The sequence below is a fragment of the Marinospirillum minutulum DSM 6287 genome (assembly GCF_000422325.1).
Taxonomy (GTDB): Bacteria; Pseudomonadota; Gammaproteobacteria; order Pseudomonadales; family Halomonadaceae; genus Marinospirillum; species Marinospirillum minutulum.
The window spans coordinates 181251-203062 of sequence record NZ_KE383818.1 but is presented as its reverse complement, the minus strand read 5'-3'; the positions used below and the strand labels follow the sequence as shown (position 1 = coordinate 203062).

Sequence of the window (21812 nt, the reverse complement as noted above, 5' to 3'; positions counted from 1 at the left end):
TTGGTCATCATTATGCTCTAGTAGGCATCAGTGCTTGCATCACGTGTTTGGGGTCATTTTTAAGTGCAGTTAGCAATGCCTTAGCAGGACCCGTTGGCTCGCGTCGCCCCTGCTCCCAGTTGCGCAGCGTAGCCACTTCAATCCCAATATGTCGGGCAAAAGCATCCTGAGTTAATCCAGTTGCTTTGCGAATACCCTTAACTTCAATAGCATCAATATAAAACTCACGAGAAGGCGCACGCTCACCTTTAATAATTTCATCCATCTGTTGTACGCTTTCCAGAAGTTCATCAAAAAATATACTCATGGTATTACCTCCACCGTTCAATAATTTGTTTCAGTGCCTTACATTCAGCAGGTGTCAGGTCATCTTTTTCATTCTTAGGATAAATCAGTAATAGCGCAATTTGTGCAGCTGTCACGAAATGATAATATATAACCCTTGAACCACCTCGTTTGCCTCGGCCACTAGAAGCCACTCTGATTTTGCGGATACCGCCTGTGCCTTCAATAATATCGCCTGCATCTGGCTGGAATGACAATTGCTGCTGAAACTCAGCATAGCTATCGTCATCCAGTAGTCCATTCAGGCGTTTGGTAAATATCGGGGTTTCAATAAATATCATAGGTAAATTATGCGCCAATGGCGTACTTACTGCAACAGTGTACAAACTTATAAAGATGGGTAGTTTAGGAGGTTGCGGCTTTAGCCCAACTTGTCGGCCTGAAGGGTCGACCTATGATATTAATTAATTGTCGCCCTAAAGGGACGGCCTACAGGGAAGGCCTAGGTTTTGTTAGCCACGGATTGCACGGATAAACACGGAGGTATGTTTTGCAAGTTGCCTCTTTAGGCTTCTTCTGCTGGCAATACCGCTATTTTTAGTCCTATAGCATTCATTACTTTATTGATAGTGGAGAAACGTGGGCTAGACTCCCCTGATAATGCTTTATATAAGCTTTCACGATTCAAGCCTGTTTTTTGTGCAATATCTGCCATGCTGCGTGCACGGGCAACAGTTCCCAGAGCTTGAATAAATGCGGCTGGGTCATCTTCATTAATTACAATGCTTAGGTATTCTGCAATTGCTTCTTCACTATCTAAGTAATCAGCCATATCAAAGCGTTTTAGTTCATTTAATTTAATCACAATGTGTCCTCTATCTGCTTCGCCAGCTCAATGGAAAGCTTAATGTCTTTCTTTTGGGAGGATTTATCGCCACCACCGAGCATGACAACAAGCGTATCGCCTCTTGGTAAATAATACCTACGCCAAATTGGACCAAAATGCTCTCGCATCTCACTTACATTTTCTCCAATAGGTTTAACATCACCAAGATTACCTTGTTCTGCTTTTTCTAAACGGCGTGCAAGGCGACGTTTAGTAGTTGGGTCTCTTAGGTTGTCTAGCCATTTAACAAAATTATCTGTTAGTAAAATTTGATACATAGTAAGTAACCTAAAAAGCTATATTTCGATTGTAGCCTTTAAGCTACTGGCTGTGAAGTGATTTTGAATTAGCCACGGATTACATGGATAAACACGGAGGTATGTTTTGTAGGTTGGGCTTTAGCCCAACTTGTCGGCCTGAAGGCCAACCTAGGGGGTCGACCTACATTTTTTTGTTAAGTAAGCTTCGTTACTCACTAGCTAGCTGGGTAACTTTCTCTAGTGGTAGGTTTAACACTTCAGCTATTTGCTCTTCGTTAAGTACACCGAGTGATAACAGTTGGCGAGCAGAAGCGAGTTTTTCTTGTAAAGCACGTTCTTCTGCTTCTTGACGGCCTTCTTGTCGGCCTTCCTGAAGCCCTTCTTGGCGTGCTAAACGTTCGAATGTATTAATATAAGGCATTTTCTTCTCCTCTTGGATTTGGTCTACCAAGGTTTTAAACTCTAACTCGAGTGGTGCGGGTAGTTTAATCATCCAATCTAAGATGTTAAATAATTCTACAACTTGTTCTTTGCTATAACCACGTTCAAAAAGCCTGCGGATTAAACCTACTTTACTGCTTAATAATAGCTCACTGTCTTTGACACGTTTGGCTTTAATTTGTGCCATAACCACATGAGCAAAAATATTGTCACTGGTTTCTAAGGCTTGCCAGTTGGCTTCCCAGTCAATTAGCTTGGCTATTGGGTAAGAAAATACTAGTTTAAGCCCCCAGTGGTGGAAGTTAAAGGTGTCTGGCAAGTAATTGCGGTTAGTGTCGGCTAATACTGCCAGGCTTAAAACTTTCATTTTGTGGCGGTCTTTAATACGTGACCAATAGGTTAGCATTCGTTCGGCAAATGCTTTTTCGGTGCTGCCTTGCACTTCAATGTGAATTAGCACCCATTCTTCGCTACCGTCTTTGGCATAAACCTTGATGAGTTGGTCGGCATAACGGCGGCCTACTTGGGCATCGGCGGTAATTTGTTGCAGTTCTTTATCTAAAAAGCTGTGCTCTTTAGTCCAGTCTATTTTGTCGTGAATGTCGGTAAATAATAGCTGTAGGAATTCTTTAAAATATTTTTGTAAAGCTACTTTCCAAGGGCTATCTTGGTCGGCTCTAGTTGCTGGTTGTTGGCTTGGGTTGTTGTCGTTCATTAAGGTTCCCTCCCAGTGTTTTGTGTTAGTTAAACTTAGCAGCTGGGTGGGGTTTTCGCTAGGTAAGAGGTAAGGGCAAAAGCTAAGCCACGGATTGGTACGGATAAATAGGGATTAAGACTCAAACATTATGATGCAGAGGGTTTTCTAAGGCTTTTTCTTAACAAGTGGTTTACTAACGAATGAAAATCTAAGTGTTCTTCAGCTGCTTTTTTCTTCAAGAAGAGAAAAATATCATTGTCTAAATTTAAAGTAGCTTCTACTTTATGAGGCTTGTAAAAACGTCCTCGAACAGCTTCAGAAAAATCATATTCATCTTCTAGCTCAAAGTCTTCTACACCAATATGCTGGTCAAGATTTTTCATACTGTTTCCTCTCTAACACTGTGGCTTTTCGTGCAGAAATAATTCTTATCACTTCTTCACCTTCTTCTGTAAAAAACAGGTTGGCCACAACTAAGAGCTTTTGGTTCACTGTATTACCTATCGTAATCCAACGCTCTTCAAAATAACTATAACGGTAATCAAGCAATGCAAGATGCAAGGGGTCATCAAAAACTTCTACAGCTTGCTTAAAGCTAACACCGTGCTTCTCAATGTTTATTTTGTTTTTTTGTTCATCCCATTCAAATCTCATTAGCCTTACCCAGCTTTTATTTAAGTATAGGATAGCCTGTTTTATCTTTGGTTGACAAAGAAGCATTTTAAATTGTTAGCCGCGGATTATACGATGGGTGGTTTGTAGGTTGGGCTTTAGCCCAACTTGTCTCCCTGAAGGGTCGACCTACATTTTTTTGTTAAGTAAGCTTCGTTACTCACTAGCTAACTGGGTAACTTTCTCTAGTGGTAGGTTTAATACTTCAGCTATTTGCTCTTCGTTAAGTACACCGAGTGATAACAGTTGGCGAGCAGAAGTGAGCTTTTCTTGTAAAGCACGTTCTTCTGCTTCTTGACGGCCTTCTTGACGGCCTTCTTGAAGTCCTTCTTGTCGGCCATGTTGAATTGCTAAGCGGTCGAATGTATTAATGTAAGGCATTTTCTTCTCCTCTTGGATTTGGTCTACCAAGGTTTTAAACTCTAACTCGAGTGGTGCTGGCAGTTTTATCATCCAATCTAAGATGTTAAATAATTCTACAACTTGTTCTTTGCTATAACCACGTTCAAAAAGGCTGCGGATTAAACCTACTTTACTGCTTAATAATAGCTCACTGTCTTTGACACGTTTGGCTTTAATTTGTGCCATGACCACATGGGAAAAAATATTGTCACTGGTTTCTAGGGCTTGCCAGTTGGCTTCCCAGTCAATTAGCTTGGCTATTGGGTATGAAAATACTAGTTTAAGCCCCCAGTGGTGGAAGTTAAAGGTGTCTGGCAAGTAATTGCGGTTAGTGTCGGCTAATACTGCCAGGCTTAAAACTTTCATTTTGTGGCGGTCTTTAATGCGTGACCAATAAGTGTGCATTCGTTCCGCAAATGCTTTTTCGCTGCTGCCTTGCACTTCAATGTGAATTAGCACCCATTCTTCACTGCCGTCTTTGGCATAAACTTTGATGAGTTGGTCAGCATAACGGCGGCCTACTTGGGCATCGGCGGTAATTTGTTGCAGTTCTTTATCTAAAAAGCTGTGTTCTTTAGTCCAGTCTATTTTGTCGTGAATGTCGGTAAATAGTAGCTGTAGGAATTCTTTAAAATATTTTTGTAAAGCTACTTTCCAAGGGCTGTCGTGGTCTGTTCTAGCTGCTGGTTGTTGGCTTGGGTTGTTATCGTTCATTAAGGTTCCCTCCCAGTGTTTTGTGTTAGTTAAACTTAGCAGCTGGGTGGGGTTTTCGCTAGGAAGGAGAAAAGCTAAGCCACGGATTGCACGGATAAACACGGAAGGGTTTTGTAGGTTGCGGCTTTAGGCCAACAAAAGTCAGCCTAAAAGCTGACCTAAAAAATCTACAAAGGTAGCCCGAAGCTAGGGTTTAGCATGTTAGATATTATCCTCTAGTAGGCATCAGTGCTTGTATCACGAGCTTGAGGTCAATTTTAAGTGCAGTTAACAGTGCCTTAGCTGGACCCGTTGGCTCGCGTCGCCCCTGCTCCCAGTTGCGCAGCGTAGCCACTTCAATCCCAATATGTCGGGCAAAAGCATCCTGAGTTAATCCAGTTGCTTTGCGAATACCCTTAACTTCAATAGCGTCAATATGAAACTCACGAGAAGGCGCACGCTCACCTTTAATAATTTCATCCATCTGTTGTACGCTCACCAGCATTTAATTTACTGATTATTTACCCTTCAATCAATTTCAATTCTTTGTCATGATTGTATCGCAAAAGATACGGTCTAACCAATCTAGCCGAATAAACAGAAGATGTTTGCTTGACCATAAATCCTGCTGCAAGCATAAAAAACATCCCAATCAATAAATAAAAAAACAAGCTATTTAGATCATATGAGTTAGTTATTACAGGCACTAAAACTAAGAATATTCCAAAGACAGCAAGAAGTATTCCGCCTAACAAATGAAAATAATAATAAAAATTATTAAATAATGAAATTTCAATGACAAGCTTTCCTTTTTTGTAGCTAATATGCGGAAGTGCTTTTATAAAACTCAAAAATGTTACTTCTTCATTGGTGCTAGCATGAGTATGAGCCTTAATGAGTTCTTCTCTCCCATACTTTCCAAGGCTTACTCCAAAGGCATCTTTAAAGTACTCCGTTTCCAACTTATCTTCAAAGCAGCACTTAGTCAGCCCCTTAACATGACCACCTTCCAGTGCTTCCTTTAATTTTTTAATCCTTACATTATCTATATTTATAATATAAAAAATAAAATAACTTAAATTGGATAAAATTATCATAACAACTACTCCAACCCCAATTAGAGGAACTTCAGCCTTCAAAATTAAATCGAGATTTTTAAACATAGGATATCCCTTTTGTATTTTAGTAATTAATTATATACAGCCTGGATCACACCCAAAAATACACGAAGAGTACTTACTTACTAGTAACAAACCATATTTTTTTGAGTATTTAATTTAAATAGACAGCAATATCTTCTTTACTTTCTAGGTAACCTGCTTTATCAAATACAGGCAAATCAACTTGATTAACCATAATCAACCTCAGCTACAATTAAATATACACTACCTAACAAATACCAACAAGTAGCTAGTTTTTATTAAACCCTAGCCCTAAGTTAGTTAGATATGAACTAGTGGATGCTTTGGTTTTCAAACTTATTTCATTAATTATACAGGTGGTGTGATGTCGCAAGAAAGCACAGGCTCTAACCACGGATTACACGGATAAACACGGAGGCATGTTTTGTAGGTTGCGGCTTTAGCCCAACTTGTCGGCCTGAAGGCCGACCTACAAATCTACAATTTTGGTGCAGCTAAATCTTAGCATCAGGGGCTTGTGGTTTTCAGGCTTCTGCTGCAAGGATGCAGCAGTTGAGCTTACAGGGCAGTTTTTTGCTCCTGCAAAAACTGCATTTCCGCCATCCTTGGCGGTCAGAAGTATTCACAGCGTCCTGAAAAACCAAGACCTGAGGCTTCGATATCTACAAAACCTTGTCGCCCTAAAGGGACGACCTACGGAATAGATAAGGGTCGGCCTACATTTGAAGCCATGGATTACACGGATAAATAGGGGTAGGGGGATTGTCGCCCTAAAAGACGGCCTACATTTGAAGCCACGGATTGCACGGATAGATAGGGGGGGTAATTGTCGGGCTAAAGCCCGACCTACAAGGGGTGATCTACAAAGGGTTGGTCTACATTTTAGGTGAAATAAAACCCCCGGCTTTTGCAAGTCGGGGGTTGTGTTTCTAAGGCTAGGCGAAAGCTACTAAAGCCCGACCTAAAAGACGGCCTACATTTGAAGCCACGGATTACACGGATAAATATAAAACCTTGTCGGGCTAAAGCCCGACCTACAAGGGGTGATCTACAAAGGGTTGGTCTACATTTTAGGTGAAATAAAACCCCCGGCTTTTGCAAGTCGGGGGTTGTGTTACTAACGCTAGGCGAAAGCTACCGGTTTAAACCAATACTTAGAAAGCGTATTTAGCTTGTAAACGGAAAGCCATATCACCATCTACCACACCTGCACCAGCAGCAGGGGAGACAACTGCAGCACCGCCACCAGTAGCAGTATCTCCACTTACCATTTGAACTTCTGCACCCCACTCTAGGCCAGACTGCATACGGTAAATAGCGTTTACCCAAACCTGGGTGTAATCTTTGTCTTTACCATCATCCATATAACTCTCAACAACTAGGTTAGTACGGACTTGATCAGTGATTTTAAACTGACCCGATACAGAAACTGCATTATATTTATCTGTATCAGAAGTTAACGCTGCTTTAACAGTCACCACGTCAGCGATGGGTACCGCAGCACTAGCTGTGAAACGGGCTTTACCTTCGGAAGCTTTTGGATCAGTTGCATCATTAACCTGGTATAGCTGAGCCGCAGCAAATAAACCTACTCCGCCAACCTTAGCTTTAAAGTTAGCAGTAAGGTCGGGCATAGGGCTAGCATTACCTGGATTACCAGCATTATCACCCTTTTCTTCAAACGCGACACCAACTGACATACCCTCACCTAGGCTAAAGTTCTTACCTAGCATGGCTCTACGAGACGCCCAAGAAGAAGTAATGGCATTACCGTTAGCATCTAGGGTTTCACCTAGGCCGTTAAGGTTAGCAAACATAGACCAAGTTTGACCTGCAACCCAACCGTCGTACATGATTACCGCATGACGTAAAGTGTTGTTAGCAATATTCTGCTCGTACATAAAAGTAATATCACCAGCAGAGGTTTTGCTAGTATGAGTTACATTTAGGCGCGAAGTACCTAAATCCATGCCGTAGTTAACTTCACCAGCATCTGGCATTTCCCAATAAGCTTGCGCCGCAACAAAACCGCCAATTTTTAGGGTTTGTTTTTCATCATCATAAACTGTTGCTGCATTAGCAGTAGAAGCGATCGCTAGGGCTAGGGGTAGTGCAAGGGTACCTGCAATTTTATGGCGCAATTTCATAGCGTTTTTACCTTTTATTTATTATTAAATCGAAAACTATAGTTTTAGGTTCAAGCTGCGGCTTTGGGTTATCCCTAACCGCTGAGATGCAGACTCTCATGCTTATTTATGCCTTGTCAATCACCTGCTAGGTTATTACTAGACTAAAGTATTAGCAGAAAAACCAGCTTGTTAAACTGCTTATAAAACTTGATTTATATCACCTACTTACCGCTAATTAACCTAGCTTAGCTGATTAATCTACAAAAGCTTGCTAACACAAAAACATACTATTCATATTTTATTATTACTGGTTATTATCACTAGGGTTTAACCCACAAACTCTGCGCCAACCTGCCTAACTGCATAAGCAACTTCTGTTGTTCGGCTAGTAGTTGTTTGCCTAGGTCTTCTGGTAAATTTTTTATGGCTAGCAGTTGCTGGTAGCCACTTAAAATTTCTATGGCTTGTTGCATTTGCTTTATTAGCTGTAGGTTTTCTTTGGCTTGGGGTTCTAGTGTGGCTAGCAGTAATTCCACTCTTACTAAAGAAGGGTAGCGGTCTAACCAAACTGTAACTTGCATGGGTTGTTGGGGTAAACCCAGCTTGGCTATGGCTTGTTGCAAAAGGTAGGCTGCTTTATTTTCTTCTGTGCAGGCTTGTAGGCTTTGGCTTGCAAACAGGCTTTCAGTAATTAGCAGGCTGGCTTGCCCTACCCAGTTTTTGTACCACAAGCGTCGGTATTCACTGCGCCTTAAAGCATAGTGCAAATTTAAAGAACGCCATTCAGCAGCCGGGCCGGTGAGTGTTAGCTTTTGCAGCGCTTTATCTTGCCAACAGCTTTTTACCCAGGGCAAAAAACTATGCAGCAATTTTTTAACCGCAGCGATAGCAGGCTGAAGCTGTGATTCAGAGCAGAGGCGCTGTGCCATTACCAATAGCGCGTGTAGGCGTAATAAAGCGCGGTGGGCTAAAAGCACTTCGTCTTCATTGGCATTAAAGGCCCAGTTTTCATGGGCTAGAACCCATTGATTCACTTCTTGGCTGGCTAGGTTTATTAAATCTGTAAAGCTAACGCTGGGCTTGTTTAACAGGGGCTGGGGTTGCTGCCTTGTAAAGTCTATGCCCTTTAACAACCTTAAACCCCTTTCTGCTTTGCTTAATACGCCTAAGTGCACCACTAGGTTTGCTGCTAACCGATTAGCCAGTTTAAATAGGCTGGCTGGGTTTCCCTGTTTTAATTCTAGCTCTAGTTCGCTTAGGGCATCATCGGCAACGGGCAGCCTGCCTTTTTTGCTGGGTAGGGTGACTTGCCCTAAATCTGCTGCTAGTTCTATTTCTGTGGGTGGTGTGCTGGTGGCATCTTTATAAACCCACGTTTGGCGAGTGAAGTTGGTGCTAAATTGTGGGGCTAGTTGGTTTTGCCATTCTGGGTTAATTAAGCCTTCTGGAAAAAGTTCTAATTTAAGCTGCCCTTCGGCTAGGGGCATTTCCCATTCGCCCCGCTCACTTAATGCACCTAAGCTAGTGCCGCTGGTTTTTAGGGTTTGCACCCAATCTTCGGCGTTAAATCTTAGGCGCAGGGCTGATTTTGCTTGGTTAAGGTGTAATTCAGGTGTATCAAAGTAGGTGTTCTCTAACCGCCTTACGCCTTGGGGTTCTGCTTTTAGCTGCTGCATTTGTGCTTCTAATAGCTTAAAGTCAGCCTGCCTAACGCGTAGTTTTAGTTCTATTTCTTTTGCCATAAGTCCCCCTTACCTCATATTTATGTTAAAAGACTGTGACATTAGACTAGGGCAACTTTTATAATGCCTGCCAATTGCATTCCGATTCCTTTTTTAAGGTACTACTTTTAAGGTACGCAAGTATGACAACTAACAATCCCCTTTCGATGCTTTTTGGACGCTCACCTTTTGGTCCATTACAAGAGCATATAGACAAAACCTATGCTGCTACAGAGCTACTTCAACCTTTTATGGTTGCGGTACTTGCTAATGATTGGGTAGAGGCCAAAGCAGTGCGTAAGCGTATCAGCAAATTAGAGCAAGAAGCCGATGACTTAAAGCGTGAAATTCGTTTGGGCTTGCCTAATAGTTTATTTATGCCGGTTTCGCGTAGTGATTTATTAGAACTGGTTGCCCAACAAGATAAAATTGCCAATAAGGCTAAAGACATTGCCGGTTTAATGCTGGGCCGTAAAATGCAAATTCCTGAATCTATGGCTGAGCCTATGTTGGGTTTTATTAACAGCGGTATTTTAGCGGTAGAACAAGCGCAGCGTACCATTAATGAAATAGACAAGTTGCTGGGTTCTGGTTTTGGCCGTCAGGTAACTGATTTGCTATCTAAGATGATTAAAACGCTAGATAAACTTGAGCAGGATACGGATGAACTGGAAATTCAAGTACGCGCTCAGTTGTTTAGACTAGAAAAAGAATGGCCACCTGTGGATGTTATTTTCCTTTATAAGGCAATTGACTGGGTGGGTGATTTAGCAGACCGCGCGCAACGTGTGGGTGGTCGTTTACAAATTATGATGGCTCGTTAACCCGGCTTTAAGGTTTTTTATGTCTATTATTCTTGAACACGGCAACAGCTTTTTACTTCTAGCCTGTTTGTTTGGTTTTTTTATGGCTTGGGGTATAGGTGCTAACGACGTAGCTAATGCTATGGGTACTTCGGTTGGCTCTAAAGCCATTACCATTAAACAAGCCATTATTATTGCCATTATTTTTGAGTTTGCAGGTGCTTGGCTGGCTGGTGGTGAGGTTACTTCCACCATTCGTAAAGGCATTGTTGATACCAGTAGCTTTGCAGATAGGCCTGAACTGTTAGTTTACGGCATGTTGGCTTCGTTATTAGCGGCGGGTATTTGGTTGCTTATTGCTAGTTATAAAGGTTGGCCGGTTTCTACTACCCATTCTATTGTGGGTGCGATAGTGGGTTTTGCTGCGGTTGGTATTTCTGTAGATGCGGTGTACTGGAGTGGTGTTGCCGGTATAGCCATGAGCTGGATTACTTCGCCTTTAATGGCGGGTACGCTGGGCTTTTTGCTGTTTAAAAGCTTGCAAAAACTTATTTTTGAAGCCAAAGACCCTTTTCTTGCGGCTAAAAAATACGTGCCTTTTTATACCTTTATTGTTGGTTTTATTGTTGCTTCGGTTACCTTCACCAAAGGCTTTAAGCACCTTGGCCTAGACATTAACAGCAGTGAAGCCATGCTTTATTCAGTGATTGCTGGCTTAGTTTTAGCTGCTTTAGGTGTTTATATGAAAAAGAGCATTAAGCGTGATGCCAATAATGGGCAGCTACAAATTCAAAACGTAGAAAAAGTTTTTGCTCTTTTAATGGTGTTTACTGCCTGTGCTATGGCTTTTGCGCATGGCTCTAACGATGTTGCCAACGCTATAGGCCCTGTAGCGGCCATTATTGGTGTTATTCAAGCCGGTGGTGAAGTGTTAGACAAGGTTAACACCCCTTCTTGGGTACTGCTGATTGGTGGTGGCGGTATAGTGGCGGGTTTGGTTATGTATGGTCACCGTGTTATTGCCACAGTGGGTACTAACATTACCGAGCTAACCCCTAGCCGTGGTTTTGCCGCAACCCTAGCAACTGCTACTACGGTAGTGGTGGCTTCTGGTATAGGTATGCCCATTTCTACCACTCACACCCTAGTGGGTGCTGTTTTAGGTGTTGGCTTGGCACGCGGTTTAGCGGCTATTAATATGCGGGTGGTGGGTAGTATTTTTGCATCTTGGTTAGTCACCCTGCCTGCTGGTGCTATTTTATCGGTCATTATCTTCTTTATATTGAAGGCTTCTTTTGGCTAAGCTCAACCCAGACCTGTTGGTTAATTGGTTTCGTAATGCGTCACCTTACATTAACGCCCACCGTGGGCGTACTTTTGTTATTCACCTAGATGGTGATGCCTTAAGTTCGGCTGGCCTGCGTGAACTGATTACCGACATTGCTTTATTAAATTCCTTGGGAGTGCGCCTTGTCATTACTTATGGGGCGCGTACTCAAGTGGGCGAAGAGCTGGGTATTCGTGGTTTAACCTGGCAAGAACACCAAGGGCGCTTACTGGTTGATAAACAACGCCTACCTGCGGTATTGGCTTGCGTAGGCAGCTTGCGTGCCGAGCTAGAAGCGCGGCTTTCTATGGGTTTAGCTAATTCACCCATGCATGGCGCAGGTTTAAGGGTGATGAGCGGTAATTTAATTACGGCTCGTCCCTTGGGTGTTAGAGCGGGCGTGGATATGCATTTTTGCGGTGAAGTACGCAAGGTGCAGGTTAGAAGCCTTGAGTCTTTATTAGATCAAGGCATGTTAGTGCTTCTCCCTCCTTTGGGCTATTCGCCTACGGGGGAAGCTTTTGATTTAGATGCCGAAGAGGTGGCAACCAAGGTTGCGACTCAACTGCAAGCCGATAAACTTATTCTCTTTGGTTCAGCAGAAGGGTTAAAAGATTCAGACGGGCACTTAATACGTGACCTCAGCCCTCAAGATGCTGAAGTCTTATTAGAAGGTTTAACCGACCAACCACTATTAAAAAGGCACTTGCAAGCGGCTTGTAATGCCAGTCGTAAGGGTGTGGCTAGAACGCACCTGCTTAGCTACAAGCGCAAGGGTGCTTTGCTGCATGAACTTTTTACCCGTGATGGTGATGGCACGCTGATTACTCAGCTAAGGTATGAAACCCTGCGTGGGGCTAAAATTGAAGATGTGGGTGGTTTGTTGGCCTTATTGCGCCCTTTAGAGGAGTCTGGCGTTTTAGTTAGACGTTCTCGTGAACTGCTAGAAGCTGAAATAGAGCGTTTTACTGTTATTGACTTAGATGGCAGTATAATCGCCTGCGCTGCCCTCTACCCCTACCCTGAAGTTCACCAAGCGGAATTAGCTTGTGTGGTGGTTCATCCTGAATACCGCCATAGCCAACGTGGCGACAGGCTATTAGAGAGCATTGAAAAGCAAGCCCGTGCGGCTGGCATTAACCAGCTTTTTGTACTAACAACCCATACCGCCCACTGGTTTTTAGAAAGAGGCTTTGCCCCAGCACAGGTAGAACAACTACCCGCAGCTCGCCAAGCACTTTATAACTGGCAGCGTAACTCACAGGTATTCTGCAAGGCGCTATAAACTGCAAGGCTAGATAAAATGAAACTGCTACGCCCCGCTAACCTTTCCCTAATGCAGCTAGTCTTATTAGGTTTTGCTGGGGTGGTTTTGCCTTTGGTGTTACTGGTGGTGCAGGCAACCAGCGCTTACCGTGAACTTTCTACCCAAGCTGGTTTAACAGCTCGAGAAGCCGTTGCCTTTACCCGCCGCTCTCAGTCATTACAAACCCTTGCCTTAGATATGGAACGCCTTAGCCGCCAATACCTGGTTGTTGAAGACCCTACCCTGCTAGAGCTACTGACTAGCCAACTCAGCAGCTTTGAACAGCTAGTAAAACAGCCTTACCTACTCTTTCCTGTTACTTCTGCACAAGAATCGCTTGAAGCCTTGTTAAATGAACAACCTGAAGTTTTTTCTGGCTTTGCGTATTTTTCTCAGCTAGTCGATTTAACCGATAGCCTAACCAGCCAAACACAACAAAGCGTAGATAAACGTTTACAAGCCATGCAACAACAACTAGAAGCTTTACAAGAACAGTTAATTTGGCAATTTTTATTGCTGGTTAGCTTATCGCTTTTATTGGTTATTTATTTTACTTGGCGGTTATTGCGCCCCATTGATTACCTACAAAAACGCATAGGTTCTTTAGCTAATTCGCATAACAATAAAAAAACGCAGCCTTTACAAAAAGGACCCACTGAATTAATACAGCTAGACCTTCGCTTAAATTGGTTAGAAGAACAACTTAATGAAATTGAACAACAAAAAGCTCAGTTTTTACGGCATATTTCGCATGAGTTAAAAACACCTTTAGCCAGTATTCGTGAGGCAGGTGATTTATTACATGAAGAAGTCTTGGGTGGGCTTACCCCTTCACAAAAGGAAGTAACAGGGCTTTTAGAACAAAATAGCCGACGCTTACAACAACTTATAGAACAACTACTTGATTACAACCTGCTACAAGGTAAAAAGCAGCTAGCTAGTGCACCAATAAAATTACAGCAACTGGTTGGGCAATTATTAGAACCTTGGCAACCTTTGTTAGAAAAGCGAAAACAGCAGCTAGTATTACCTGAAGAGAAGTTAAAACTAACGGGTGATATTTCATTATTGCGCAGTGCGTTAGATAACTTATTAACCAACGCTTTACACTATGGTGATACGAGTCAACCCATTTACCTTCGTGCTGGTATTACTGCTAGCAACCAGTGGATAGAAGTCGAAAATGCTGGGGAGGCTATTCCGCCCCAAGAGCAGGCTAGATTATTTGAACCCTTTTACCAAGGCAGCAGTCGCCGCAAGGGCGCGGTTAAAGGGTCTGGTTTAGGCTTATCTATAGCTGCAGATTGCATGAAAGCTCATGGCGGCCAATTAGTGCTAAAAACTTCGCAAAAAAACTGCATCGTTTTTAGGTTAAACTGGCCAACAAGTACAATACAGGAATAAGCGTGTGTCCAAATACCAACATTTTTTTCTTTATGCTTTGATGCTTACACTCCTAGCAGGTTGTGAATTTATACCCCAGAAAAATACTGCACCTTCCAGCAGTGAGAATAACGCTTGCGTGTGTGATGAAGAACAACGCTTAGCCTTGCAGCAAGACATGGAAGTTTTAAAAACTGAACTAGGGCTGGCTAAAAAGCAGCTGCACCAACTTGAAGTAGAGCGCGATCAGCTAAAAGCCAAGTTAGATGCCCTAACTGCAATAGAGCGAAGTTTGCACGAACGTAAGCAACGCCAGAGTAATTAATTATGAAACTTCTTCCAGAAACAAAAGTAAGCGAACACCCAGCGCAGCTATTATTGGTAGACGATGACCTAAGCCTGCTTAAATTGCTTTCATTACGTTTAGAAAGTGCCGGGCACGAGGTAGTTACCGCAGAAAGTGGGCCAGAAGCACTAGAAATTTTAAAACAGTTTACGCCAGACTTGGTTCTTTCAGATTTGCGTATGGATGAAATGGATGGCTTGGCTTTATTTGAAGAAATTCAACAAAGCTACCCAGGTTTGCCGGTTATTATTCTTACCGCCCACGGCACTATTCCCGATGCAGTACAAGCTACCCGCTGTGGTGTAGCAGGCTTTTTAACTAAACCGGTAGATAAAAATCAACTCTTCAGCTTAATAGATGAGCTAAAAGGTACACGACCTGTTGATACCAGCAACAAAGACTACCCAGATGTACTTAACCGCAGCCCTTTATTAGTGCAGCTAATGGCCAAACAGCTACTTAATGAAGCAGCCAACCGCCTAGAAAGCCAAGCCAACGGCTTTGCACCTGAAGCCTTAGAGCTGCTAGCTAAAACCCCCTGGCCTGGTAGTGTGCGCCAGCTACAGGGTGTTATTGAACAGTGCGCTGGTTTAACCAACCAGCCAATGATTACTGCGGAATTAGTAAACCGAATTTTAACCGATGAAACAACCGACCTACCCCACCTTAGCGAAGCAAGGGCAGAGTTTGAAAAAGCTTATTTAATTAAAGTGCTTCGCCTGGCTGAAGGTAAGGTAACCAAAGCCGCTGAATTAGCAGGTAGAAACAGAACGGATTTTTATAAGTTATTAAATAAACATGGGCTGGAAGCAGCAAGATTTAAGGAAGAGGCTAAAAGTGTAAAGTAGTACCACCCAAGCAGTATTTAACTACAACTATTTAGCTGAGAATCTGGTTTTTAAAGGTGACCTAGGCTTGTTTGCAGGTGTAACTTATTATTTTAAGTAAATCTTAGTTAAAACCAATCTAGATCAAGGTATTCCTAACAACTTTGCCTATCACTTAGTTACTAGACTAAATGATAGGCATTTTTTTTGACAAAAAAAAATACTGGAATAAAATACCTTTGCATTTTTGCAATTAAATAAAAGGGACTAACTGTGATTAAAAGAGTATTAATAACCGCTATTTTTTTTGTTGTCGCTTTACCAGTAACTAGCCATGCAGATCTTATTATTGGCGCAAATATAAGCAAAAGCCTAAGTGCAGATTTAGACTTAGAGAATGATTGGGAATCTATAAGTTTAGACTTAGATACCAGCACCACCTCTTTCTATATTGGCACTAAAAACAATAAAAATAATCGCTTTCTAGTTACTTTTGATAATATGAAGGTTGATGTAGGTAACTACTCTTCAAAAGCAACTGGCTTTCGTCTTGATTGGCAGTTTGTTTACACAGAAGAAAAAGTAAAACCCTACTGGGGGTTAGGTTTTGGTGTGTATAGCCTTAAAGAGGCTCCACTAGTACCCGATGAAAAACAATCTGGTGTTTCTTTTCAAGCAATGGGTGGTACTAAAATTGACCTAACTGAAAACTTAGAGTTAGATTTACAATTACAGTTTCAAGGCATTGTTTGGCAAGATGTTGAAGAATACAATTGTAATTACACCAGCTATTACAGCTATTCCTGCTATACAGAAACTACTTCAATGAGTAGCAGCATTATTAGCGCTGGCGTTGGCTTAGCATATAAGTTTTAATTTTCAATAAGCTAACCGATAACCCCTACTTGAATTATCAATTCAGCTAGGGGTTATCGGTTTTTTTATCCATGCTGATTTGGGTATTTTTTTATAAAGTTTACTTCTAGTCCAAAGCGTCTGATACATAAGCATCTAACCAAGCCACTAGCTCTCTACGCCATTTAAGTTGGCTAAGCATTTCTGTATGCCTGCCTTCTTGTGCTTCTAGATAGGTTTTAGGTTCTTGCACTTACTGGTATGAACGCTGGCTATGCGAGCAGGGAATAACTTGGTCTGTACAGCTATGCAAAAACAATAAAGGTAAGTCTGCAGGTAGTTTGTTTAGTTGTTTTTCTGGGCTGTAGCGGTCGGTAATTGTCCAAGAGAGGGGGTATTGAAAAGCCCAAGTTACCCAACTACTGCTTAGTTTCTCTCTTGCAATTCGCTGATAGCCTGAAAAAGCACTATCGACTACTAAGCCACTTATTTGCTCTTGTTCTTCTGCTGTAGCATTAGCCACTAGGGTAACTGCTGTTGCTCCACCTATGCTTTGCCCTAGCACTACTAAGGGTAGTTGTTGTTCTTTAGCTTTAGTAATTGCCCACTTTAAGCCCATATAAGCATCGTGGTGTACGCCTGCAATACTGGGTTTACCTTCAGAAATACCATAACCACGGTAATCTAAAATAAACACTTCCCAGCCGTGGTTGGTTATCCAAGTCATGCCCATAAAGTGGGTGCTGAGATTTTTTGCATTGCCATGTAGGTAATAAATTAAACCTTTTGGCTTGGGCGGTTCTTCTACACGTGAAGGAAACCAATAACTTTAAAAGAATTTTAACCATGCTAAATCTATTTGTCCGTTACAGTTAACTCGAATAACATCTTGGGTTTCTGTGGTGCTGTCATCTAGCTGGCTCATGCAAAATCCTCTTTAATTACTGCTAATTTTAATATGCAGCCAAAAAAGGAAGTTTTTTATTGTGGCCTAGAAACTACAAAGCAGCCTAACGGCTGCCTTGTAGATGCGACTAGATTCAGTTCAGCAATAAGGTTAAAGCCTAATCCTGGTTGCCTAGGCGTAGCTCGGCAACGTAGGCTGCTGACACATCAAACACTTCAGCTATCTGTGTATCATTGAGTATACCTTGCACTATTAACTGACGAATCGAATGACGCTGCTTTTCTGCTGCTCGCTTTTCAGCTTCTTCTCTAGCTTCTTCTCTAGCTTCTTCTCTGGCAAGCTGCTCTATTGAGGTAGTGTAAATCATCTTATTACTCTCCTTCTCTATTGCTCTCATTTCTTGTGAAAACTGCTTAACTTGCGGTGTGGGCAGGTAAATCATCCAGTCAATCACTATAAAAAGTGCTTTTATCTGTTCAACTGTGTAATCACGTCGGTAAAGTTCACGTATCAGGGCGATTTTATTGGTTAATAAACCTTCTTCATTACCTTTGAGTCGTTTGGCTTTGATTTGTGCCATCACCACTAAAGCAAAAACATTGTCACTGGCTTCAAGATTAGACCATTCTTGCTCAGTTTCATAATCAAGTAATTTAGCTATTGGGTAGCTAAAATCAAGCTGTGTGCCTTGCTGGAAGCGTTGAAAGTTAAACTGACTGGGGCGAAAGTTGGCATTTAAGTCAGTAAATACGGCTAAACTTTCTGGGATAACTTCATAACGTATGTAGAGTAGGCAAGAATAAGTGTACATACGTTGAGCAAAGTCGGCTTGGGGGTCGCCTTGCACTTCAACGTGAATCAGTAACCATTCTTCTGCGCCCTTTAGGGTGTGAACTTTAACTAGTTTATCAGCATAACGGCGTCCGATTTTAGCGTCTTTGGTTATCTGATTGAGTTCACCATCTAAAAATTCATAGCCCTTACTCCAATCCACTTCAGCATGGTGCTTAGGAAAAAGCAGTGCAAGGAAGGCTTCAAAGTGTTTTTCAAGTGAGGTTTTCCATGCGCTGTCATAATCTGGGTGGTTTAGCTTTTCGGGGCTATTGGCGCTAGTGTCGTCTAATTCATTGTCTGGTTTATCATTTGGCTGACTCATGCAAACTCCTCTTTAATTGCTAGTAATTTTAGCATACAGCCAAAAAAACAAGTGCGTTAGACTAAGCCGGCTATACTATTATAGGTACTTTTAGGTTATCTTTTCTTAATGAGTAACCTGATGTTACTCACTAGGGGGGGACTGGTTAAAGTAAAGCTTCCAACCAAGCCACTAGCTTTCTACGCCATTTAAGTTGGCTAAGCATTTCTGTATGCCTGCCTTCTTGTGCTTCTAGGTAGGTTTTAGGTTCTTGCACTTGCTGGTATAAACGCTGGCTATGCGAGCAGGGAATAACTTGGTCTGCACAGCTATGCAAAAACAATAAAGGTAAGTCTGCAGGTAGTTTGTTTAGCTGTTTTTCTGGGCTGTAGCGGTCGGTAATTGTCCAAGAGAGGGGGTATTGAAAAGCCCAAGTTACCCAACTACTGCTTAGTTTCTCTCTGGCAATTCGCTGATAACCTGAAAAGGCGCTATCGACTACTAAGCCACTTATTTGTTGTTGTTCTTCTGCTGTAGCATTAGCCACTAGGGTAACTGCTGTTGCTCCACCTATGCTTTGCCCTAGCACTACTAAGGGTAGTTGTTGTTCTTTAGCTTTAGTAATTGCCCACTTTAAGCCCATATAAGCATCGTGGTGTACGCCTGCAATACTGGGTTTACCTTCAGAAATACCATAACTACGGTAATCTAAAATAAACACTTCCCAGCCGTGGTTGGTTATCCAAGTCATGCCCATAAAGTGGGTGCTGATATTTTCTGCATTGCCATGTAGGTAATAAATTAAACCTTTTGGCTTGGGCGATTCTTCTACACGTGAAGGAAACCACCATCCATGCAGGTTTAAGCCGTTAGCAGTTTTTAAATTAACAGGCTGGTATTCAATGCCTAGCTGGTCGGGCGTGCCTCTTAAGCCTTCTTCTGGCCAATAAAAAAGGCTGCCACAGCCTTGTAGCAGCCCCAACATTAACAATGCTAATAGCGATTTTAAAAGAATTTTAACCATGCTAAATCTATTTGTCCGTTGCTGTCTCTGCGTTCTTCCCACTTGCCTTGTAAGCGTAAGGATTGGTTAGTTTGGTAGTTCCATTGCAAGGTTGCTTCGGTTTTTAACAATGCGCCTTTATTGCCTGCGGCAAAGCCTATCCATGAAGCATCTAACCCTGTTCGCCAGTTGGTAAAGGGTTCCCAAACTAGCCCACCACTTATGCCTCCACCCACTGCCCAATCTTGATTACTTTTATTAGGCTTTACATGGCCTGCTGCTGGGCCGGCTTCTAGTTCTGCGGCTAACATTAAAAAGCCCATTAGGTTTTCGCTGCTTCCCCAAGCTCTGCCATAACCGCCACCTAAACGGCCTAGCCAATCGTCTTTGCTTGAGGCGAAGGGGTTCGTTCTACCTAGTTCAGCTTTTACACGCCATGCGGCTAAGGAGAAAATAGCCGAACTTTGTAAGTAGTTACCTACTTCTAAAATATTTAGGTGCCATGGGGTTATTTCTTTGCTTTCTTCATCAAAACGTAGTTTGAGTTCAAGTAGATTAATCTCTGCATTGGGCAAATAACCATCTAAAGAATCGTAACGTCCGTGATAGGCTGGCTTAGCGGATAGCTGTAAATAATTAACTTGCTCATGCTGACCTAGGCTTAAAGCAAACTGAGCAGTTTCATGGCCTTTATGAGGCGGAACGCTAGGTGCCATGGGTGCAGTTAACCCCGACTTATGGTTAATTTTGGAGCGCGCGACTAATAGTTTATGCAGTTGGTCGGCTGCTTCATCTCGGGTAACGCCTTGGTGCCGGTAACGAAAGTTTAGCCATTCATAGGCTAGCTCATAAACTTTGGCTGGGTTGGCTTTGGCATCTAATTCTAACGTTTCGGGTTCTAAGTATTCAAATACCAGCTGTTTGGCTGCGGTTAACTCGGCTGGGTTGGCTTGCTCACTCATGCTTAACAGCTTGGTTGCAAAAGATGGGCGGTATTTAGCTTCATCGCCAATTAAACTGGCTTTATCTAGTGCTCGAATGGTATCGGCTGGTAGTGCTTTTAAATCAAAACCAGCAGTTAAATTTAGGTGATCTTCTGCCACTGAAACTAAAGCTAATAATTGATAGGAGCAGTTTTCATCAAAAAACCAATAATCAAAACGTACTCTCTCTAATTCCCACATATGCCAAATAACCCGCTTTAGGCCTTGATCACTCATATTTAGCGGGTATTCCCACATATCGCGGTTTTCTAAATTAGAATACTCATCAACTTTTTCATAATAAGGTTGCAAGCTAAAATAGCCAGGGTAAAGACCAAACATGCCTTTAAAAGCATAAGCAACTCCGCCATCGGTTTCATTTACCTCCGCAGCAAAGTTGATAGCATGAGCGACTAAATCGGGCTTACGGGTTCTATCGGTGCCTTCTAGCCTTAAAAAGCTATGCCCAAACATGGAAGAGGCATTGTTCATATAGGCGGAGGGAAAAATCATCGACATGCTGCCAGCATCAACTTGGCCTAGCCATTTATCTAACCCTGCACAACTTCTTGTCGGAATATCTAAATTGAGTGTTCTTGCTAACCAGTCAACCCTTGCTGGGTAGGTGCAGCGTAAATCGGTATTTTGATCTAATAAAGGGTTGCTATTAAGTGCAGTTTCTAGCTGTTTAAAAGTTGCAGTAAGTTCTGCTAAAGGATTTTTATAACCTTGCGGATGGAGAAAAAACTCATCTTGATCGACTTGGCTACGAACGCCATAAGTATGCTGTTTATAATGAACTAAACGCCACCAAGCATTGGTTTTACTTAGTTTTTTTAAGGTGTCTTGGTCTGGTGTTAAGTTGGCAGCATAACCTGTAGAAAATAAACTAATTATTAAAAGAATAAAAAGAAAGGCTTGGGTATAACGTTGAGAGCTGGACATAAAATAAGATATAAAAACTCATTAAAAAAGTTCTGCCAGCAAATGCCAACAGAACTTTTATTGACAATTAAGCAGTTAGCTTAGCTTAATTTGTAAGCTGCTAGTGCTTCATCTTCTGAAACAACACGGTTCATGTTTTCTAGAACCTGTTCAGCAGTTACGCTGTCTGAAGAGAAAACTTCACCAAAATGTGCTTGAGTTGCTGCAGCAAACGTTTCTTTGTCTGCATCGGTCATGCCCCAAATAGTGGCTAGCGTATCTAGTGATTCGCCTTCGCCACGCGCTGCATCAACAGCTAGTGTATCTAGGTTGTCGTTTACAAAAGTTTGCAGTGCTAGCAAAGAGTTAGAAGTGCTGCAGTTCAAAGTACCAGTGGTCATACCAAAGGTTTGGTTACCTGATGTGCCGTTTAAAGTAGCACCTAGAACGTTCATTACTAAAGTATCGTCTTGGTCAGCTAGTAGAACACTACCTAGACCACAACCAGCATCAGAAGGTGCAGCTTGTACTGCAGCAGCGAAAGGTAGAGTAACAGCTAGTGCGGTAGCAGCAATAATTTTTTTCATACTAAACATCCTCAATTAAAAAAACTTGAAACTAGTCCTGTACTTCATTTACCAATTAAATTGGCGAGTTCAACTTAACCATAGTTAACCCTTTGCTT

The 21812-nt window shown here is 42.2% G+C and carries 24 protein-coding genes and 1 pseudogene; 7 read left to right on the top strand and 18 right to left on the bottom strand.

Going from position 1 to position 21812, the window contains the following annotated elements; translation table 11 throughout:
• Positions 1–10: 10 nt before the first annotated feature.
• From nadS to H571_RS15570, 12 genes are all read right to left on the bottom strand, one after another.
• The gene (nadS, locus tag H571_RS0110505; RefSeq protein WP_027849271.1) at positions 11–307 is read right to left on the bottom strand and encodes a NadS family protein; all 297 of its coding nucleotides are present in this window, start codon (positions 305–307) and stop codon (positions 11–13) included.
• A 4-nt stretch (positions 308–311) separates the two neighbouring features.
• Complete coding sequence (locus tag H571_RS0110500; RefSeq protein WP_027849270.1) at positions 312–626, bottom strand: type II toxin-antitoxin system RelE/ParE family toxin; 315 nt, start codon at positions 624–626, stop codon at positions 312–314.
• Positions 627–850: 224 nt separating this feature from the next.
• Positions 851–1150 carry an addiction module antidote protein gene (locus H571_RS0110495; protein WP_027849269.1) on the bottom strand — a complete coding sequence of 100 codons (300 nt, stop codon included), beginning with the start codon at positions 1148–1150 and terminating at the stop codon, positions 851–853.
• Complete coding sequence (locus tag H571_RS0110490) at positions 1147–1449, bottom strand: type II toxin-antitoxin system RelE/ParE family toxin (protein WP_027849268.1); 303 nt, start codon at positions 1447–1449, stop codon at positions 1147–1149. Before H571_RS0110490 ends, H571_RS0110495 begins: the two co-directional genes overlap by 4 nt.
• 190 nt (positions 1450–1639) lie before the next feature.
• Positions 1640–2587: an Rpn family recombination-promoting nuclease/putative transposase gene (locus tag H571_RS0110485; RefSeq protein ID WP_027849267.1), complete on the bottom strand. Its 948-nt coding sequence runs from the start codon at positions 2585–2587 to the stop codon at positions 1640–1642.
• Between the two features lie 128 nt (positions 2588–2715).
• Entirely contained in the window at positions 2716–2952 is a 237-nt protein-coding gene (locus H571_RS0110480) for a hypothetical protein (RefSeq protein ID WP_027849266.1), read from the bottom strand.
• Positions 2939–3223 carry a BrnT family toxin gene (locus H571_RS0110475; protein WP_027849265.1) on the bottom strand — a complete coding sequence of 95 codons (285 nt, stop codon included), beginning with the start codon at positions 3221–3223 and terminating at the stop codon, positions 2939–2941. The genes H571_RS0110480 and H571_RS0110475 overlap by 14 nt, the downstream gene beginning before the upstream one ends.
• A gap of 174 nt (positions 3224–3397) precedes the next feature.
• Positions 3398–4357, bottom strand: a complete 960-nt coding sequence (locus H571_RS0110470; protein WP_027849264.1) for an RpnC/YadD family protein — start codon at positions 4355–4357, stop codon at positions 3398–3400.
• Between the two features lie 208 nt (positions 4358–4565).
• Positions 4566–4841, bottom strand: a complete 276-nt coding sequence (locus H571_RS0110465; RefSeq protein WP_027849263.1) for a helix-turn-helix domain-containing protein — start codon at positions 4839–4841, stop codon at positions 4566–4568.
• A 16-nt stretch (positions 4842–4857) separates the two neighbouring features.
• Complete coding sequence (locus H571_RS0110460; RefSeq protein ID WP_027849262.1) at positions 4858–5499, bottom strand: hypothetical protein; 642 nt, start codon at positions 5497–5499, stop codon at positions 4858–4860.
• Positions 5500–6632: 1133 nt separating this feature from the next.
• Positions 6633–7625 carry a hypothetical protein gene (locus H571_RS0110450; protein WP_027849261.1) on the bottom strand — a complete coding sequence of 331 codons (993 nt, stop codon included), beginning with the start codon at positions 7623–7625 and terminating at the stop codon, positions 6633–6635.
• A gap of 302 nt (positions 7626–7927) precedes the next feature.
• Positions 7928–9349 carry a CYTH domain-containing protein gene (locus H571_RS15570; protein ID WP_051168286.1) on the bottom strand — a complete coding sequence of 474 codons (1422 nt, stop codon included), beginning with the start codon at positions 9347–9349 and terminating at the stop codon, positions 7928–7930.
• A 122-nt stretch (positions 9350–9471) separates the two neighbouring features.
• Here H571_RS15570 and H571_RS0110440 point away from each other — a divergent pair, with 122 nt between their 5' ends.
• The 7 genes from H571_RS0110440 (at position 9472) to H571_RS0110410 (ending at position 16196) form a co-directional block, all read left to right on the top strand.
• Complete coding sequence (locus H571_RS0110440; protein WP_027849260.1) at positions 9472–10152, top strand: TIGR00153 family protein; 681 nt, start codon at positions 9472–9474, stop codon at positions 10150–10152.
• 19 nt (positions 10153–10171) lie between these two features.
• Entirely contained in the window at positions 10172–11434 is a 1263-nt protein-coding gene (locus H571_RS0110435; protein WP_027849259.1) for an inorganic phosphate transporter, read from the top strand.
• Positions 11427–12743 (top strand): amino-acid N-acetyltransferase, encoded by a 1317-nt coding sequence (gene argA / locus H571_RS0110430; RefSeq protein WP_027849258.1) that lies wholly within the window; start codon positions 11427–11429, stop codon positions 12741–12743. The genes H571_RS0110435 and argA overlap by 8 nt, the downstream gene beginning before the upstream one ends.
• Positions 12744–12761: 18 nt before the next feature.
• Positions 12762–14168, top strand: a complete 1407-nt coding sequence (locus tag H571_RS0110425) for a sensor histidine kinase (RefSeq protein WP_027849257.1) — start codon at positions 12762–12764, stop codon at positions 14166–14168.
• Positions 14169–14172: 4 nt separating this feature from the next.
• Positions 14173–14472, top strand: coding sequence for a hypothetical protein (locus H571_RS0110420; RefSeq protein WP_027849256.1), 300 nt, complete (start codon positions 14173–14175; stop codon positions 14470–14472).
• 2 nt (positions 14473–14474) lie between these two features.
• Complete coding sequence (locus H571_RS0110415) at positions 14475–15341, top strand: response regulator (protein WP_027849255.1); 867 nt, start codon at positions 14475–14477, stop codon at positions 15339–15341.
• A gap of 252 nt (positions 15342–15593) precedes the next feature.
• The gene (locus H571_RS0110410) at positions 15594–16196 is read left to right on the top strand and encodes a hypothetical protein (protein WP_027849254.1); all 603 of its coding nucleotides are present in this window, start codon (positions 15594–15596) and stop codon (positions 16194–16196) included.
• A 106-nt stretch (positions 16197–16302) separates the two neighbouring features.
• On the opposite strand, the gene H571_RS16225 is transcribed toward H571_RS0110410, so the two are convergent.
• The 6 genes and pseudogenes from H571_RS16225 to H571_RS0110380 form a co-directional block, all read right to left on the bottom strand.
• Positions 16303–16428, bottom strand: a complete 126-nt coding sequence (locus H571_RS16225) for a hypothetical protein (protein WP_281167283.1) — start codon at positions 16426–16428, stop codon at positions 16303–16305.
• A pseudogene (locus tag H571_RS14920) lies at positions 16429–16956 on the bottom strand (alpha/beta hydrolase); the annotation flags it as partial.
• Between the two features lie 283 nt (positions 16957–17239).
• Positions 17240–18238 (bottom strand): RpnC/YadD family protein, encoded by a 999-nt coding sequence (locus H571_RS14915; protein ID WP_051168284.1) that lies wholly within the window; start codon positions 18236–18238, stop codon positions 17240–17242.
• Positions 18239–18383: 145 nt separating this feature from the next.
• Positions 18384–19241 carry an alpha/beta hydrolase gene (locus tag H571_RS0110390; RefSeq protein ID WP_027849253.1) on the bottom strand — a complete coding sequence of 286 codons (858 nt, stop codon included), beginning with the start codon at positions 19239–19241 and terminating at the stop codon, positions 18384–18386.
• Complete coding sequence (locus tag H571_RS0110385) at positions 19223–21148, bottom strand: Lnb N-terminal periplasmic domain-containing protein (RefSeq protein WP_027849252.1); 1926 nt, start codon at positions 21146–21148, stop codon at positions 19223–19225. The genes H571_RS0110390 and H571_RS0110385 overlap by 19 nt, the downstream gene beginning before the upstream one ends.
• Positions 21149–21228: 80 nt before the next feature.
• Positions 21229–21714, bottom strand: coding sequence for a DUF3015 family protein (locus tag H571_RS0110380; protein ID WP_027849251.1), 486 nt, complete (start codon positions 21712–21714; stop codon positions 21229–21231).
• Between the last annotated feature and the right edge of the window lie 98 nt (positions 21715–21812).

Excerpts from the sequence above, each read along its gene's own strand:
- H571_RS0110480 (WP_027849266.1), bottom strand. The coding sequence starts at position 2,952 with ATGAAAAATCTTGACCAGCATATTGGTGTAGAAGACTTTGAGCTAGAA.
- H571_RS0110450 (WP_027849261.1), bottom strand. The coding sequence starts at position 7,625 with ATGAAATTGCGCCATAAAATTGCAGGTACCCTTGCACTACCCCTAGCC.
- H571_RS0110460 (WP_027849262.1), bottom strand. The coding sequence starts at position 5,499 with ATGTTTAAAAATCTCGATTTAATTTTGAAGGCTGAAGTTCCTCTAATT.
- H571_RS15570 (WP_051168286.1), bottom strand. The coding sequence starts at position 9,349 with ATGGCAAAAGAAATAGAACTAAAACTACGCGTTAGGCAGGCTGACTTT.
- H571_RS0110490 (WP_027849268.1), bottom strand. The coding sequence starts at position 1,449 with ATGTATCAAATTTTACTAACAGATAATTTTGTTAAATGGCTAGACAAC.
- H571_RS0110390 (WP_027849253.1), bottom strand. The coding sequence starts at position 19,241 with ATGGTTAAAATTCTTTTAAAATCGCTATTAGCATTGTTAATGTTGGGG.
- H571_RS0110435 (WP_027849259.1), top strand. The coding sequence starts at position 10,172 with ATGTCTATTATTCTTGAACACGGCAACAGCTTTTTACTTCTAGCCTGT.
- H571_RS0110500 (WP_027849270.1), bottom strand. The coding sequence starts at position 626 with ATGATATTTATTGAAACCCCGATATTTACCAAACGCCTGAATGGACTA.
- H571_RS0110385 (WP_027849252.1), bottom strand. The coding sequence starts at position 21,148 with ATGTCCAGCTCTCAACGTTATACCCAAGCCTTTCTTTTTATTCTTTTA.
- H571_RS0110425 (WP_027849257.1), top strand. The coding sequence starts at position 12,762 with ATGAAACTGCTACGCCCCGCTAACCTTTCCCTAATGCAGCTAGTCTTA.
- H571_RS0110415 (WP_027849255.1), top strand. The coding sequence starts at position 14,475 with ATGAAACTTCTTCCAGAAACAAAAGTAAGCGAACACCCAGCGCAGCTA.
- H571_RS0110465 (WP_027849263.1), bottom strand. The coding sequence starts at position 4,841 with ATGCTGGTGAGCGTACAACAGATGGATGAAATTATTAAAGGTGAGCGT.
- H571_RS0110475 (WP_027849265.1), bottom strand. The coding sequence starts at position 3,223 with ATGAGATTTGAATGGGATGAACAAAAAAACAAAATAAACATTGAGAAG.
- H571_RS0110485 (WP_027849267.1), bottom strand. The coding sequence starts at position 2,587 with ATGAACGACAACAACCCAAGCCAACAACCAGCAACTAGAGCCGACCAA.
- H571_RS0110440 (WP_027849260.1), top strand. The coding sequence starts at position 9,472 with ATGACAACTAACAATCCCCTTTCGATGCTTTTTGGACGCTCACCTTTT.
- H571_RS0110470 (WP_027849264.1), bottom strand. The coding sequence starts at position 4,357 with ATGAACGATAACAACCCAAGCCAACAACCAGCAGCTAGAACAGACCAC.
- H571_RS0110380 (WP_027849251.1), bottom strand. The coding sequence starts at position 21,714 with ATGAAAAAAATTATTGCTGCTACCGCACTAGCTGTTACTCTACCTTTC.
- nadS (WP_027849271.1), bottom strand. The coding sequence starts at position 307 with ATGAGTATATTTTTTGATGAACTTCTGGAAAGCGTACAACAGATGGAT.
- H571_RS14915 (WP_051168284.1), bottom strand. The coding sequence starts at position 18,238 with ATGAGTCAGCCAAATGATAAACCAGACAATGAATTAGACGACACTAGC.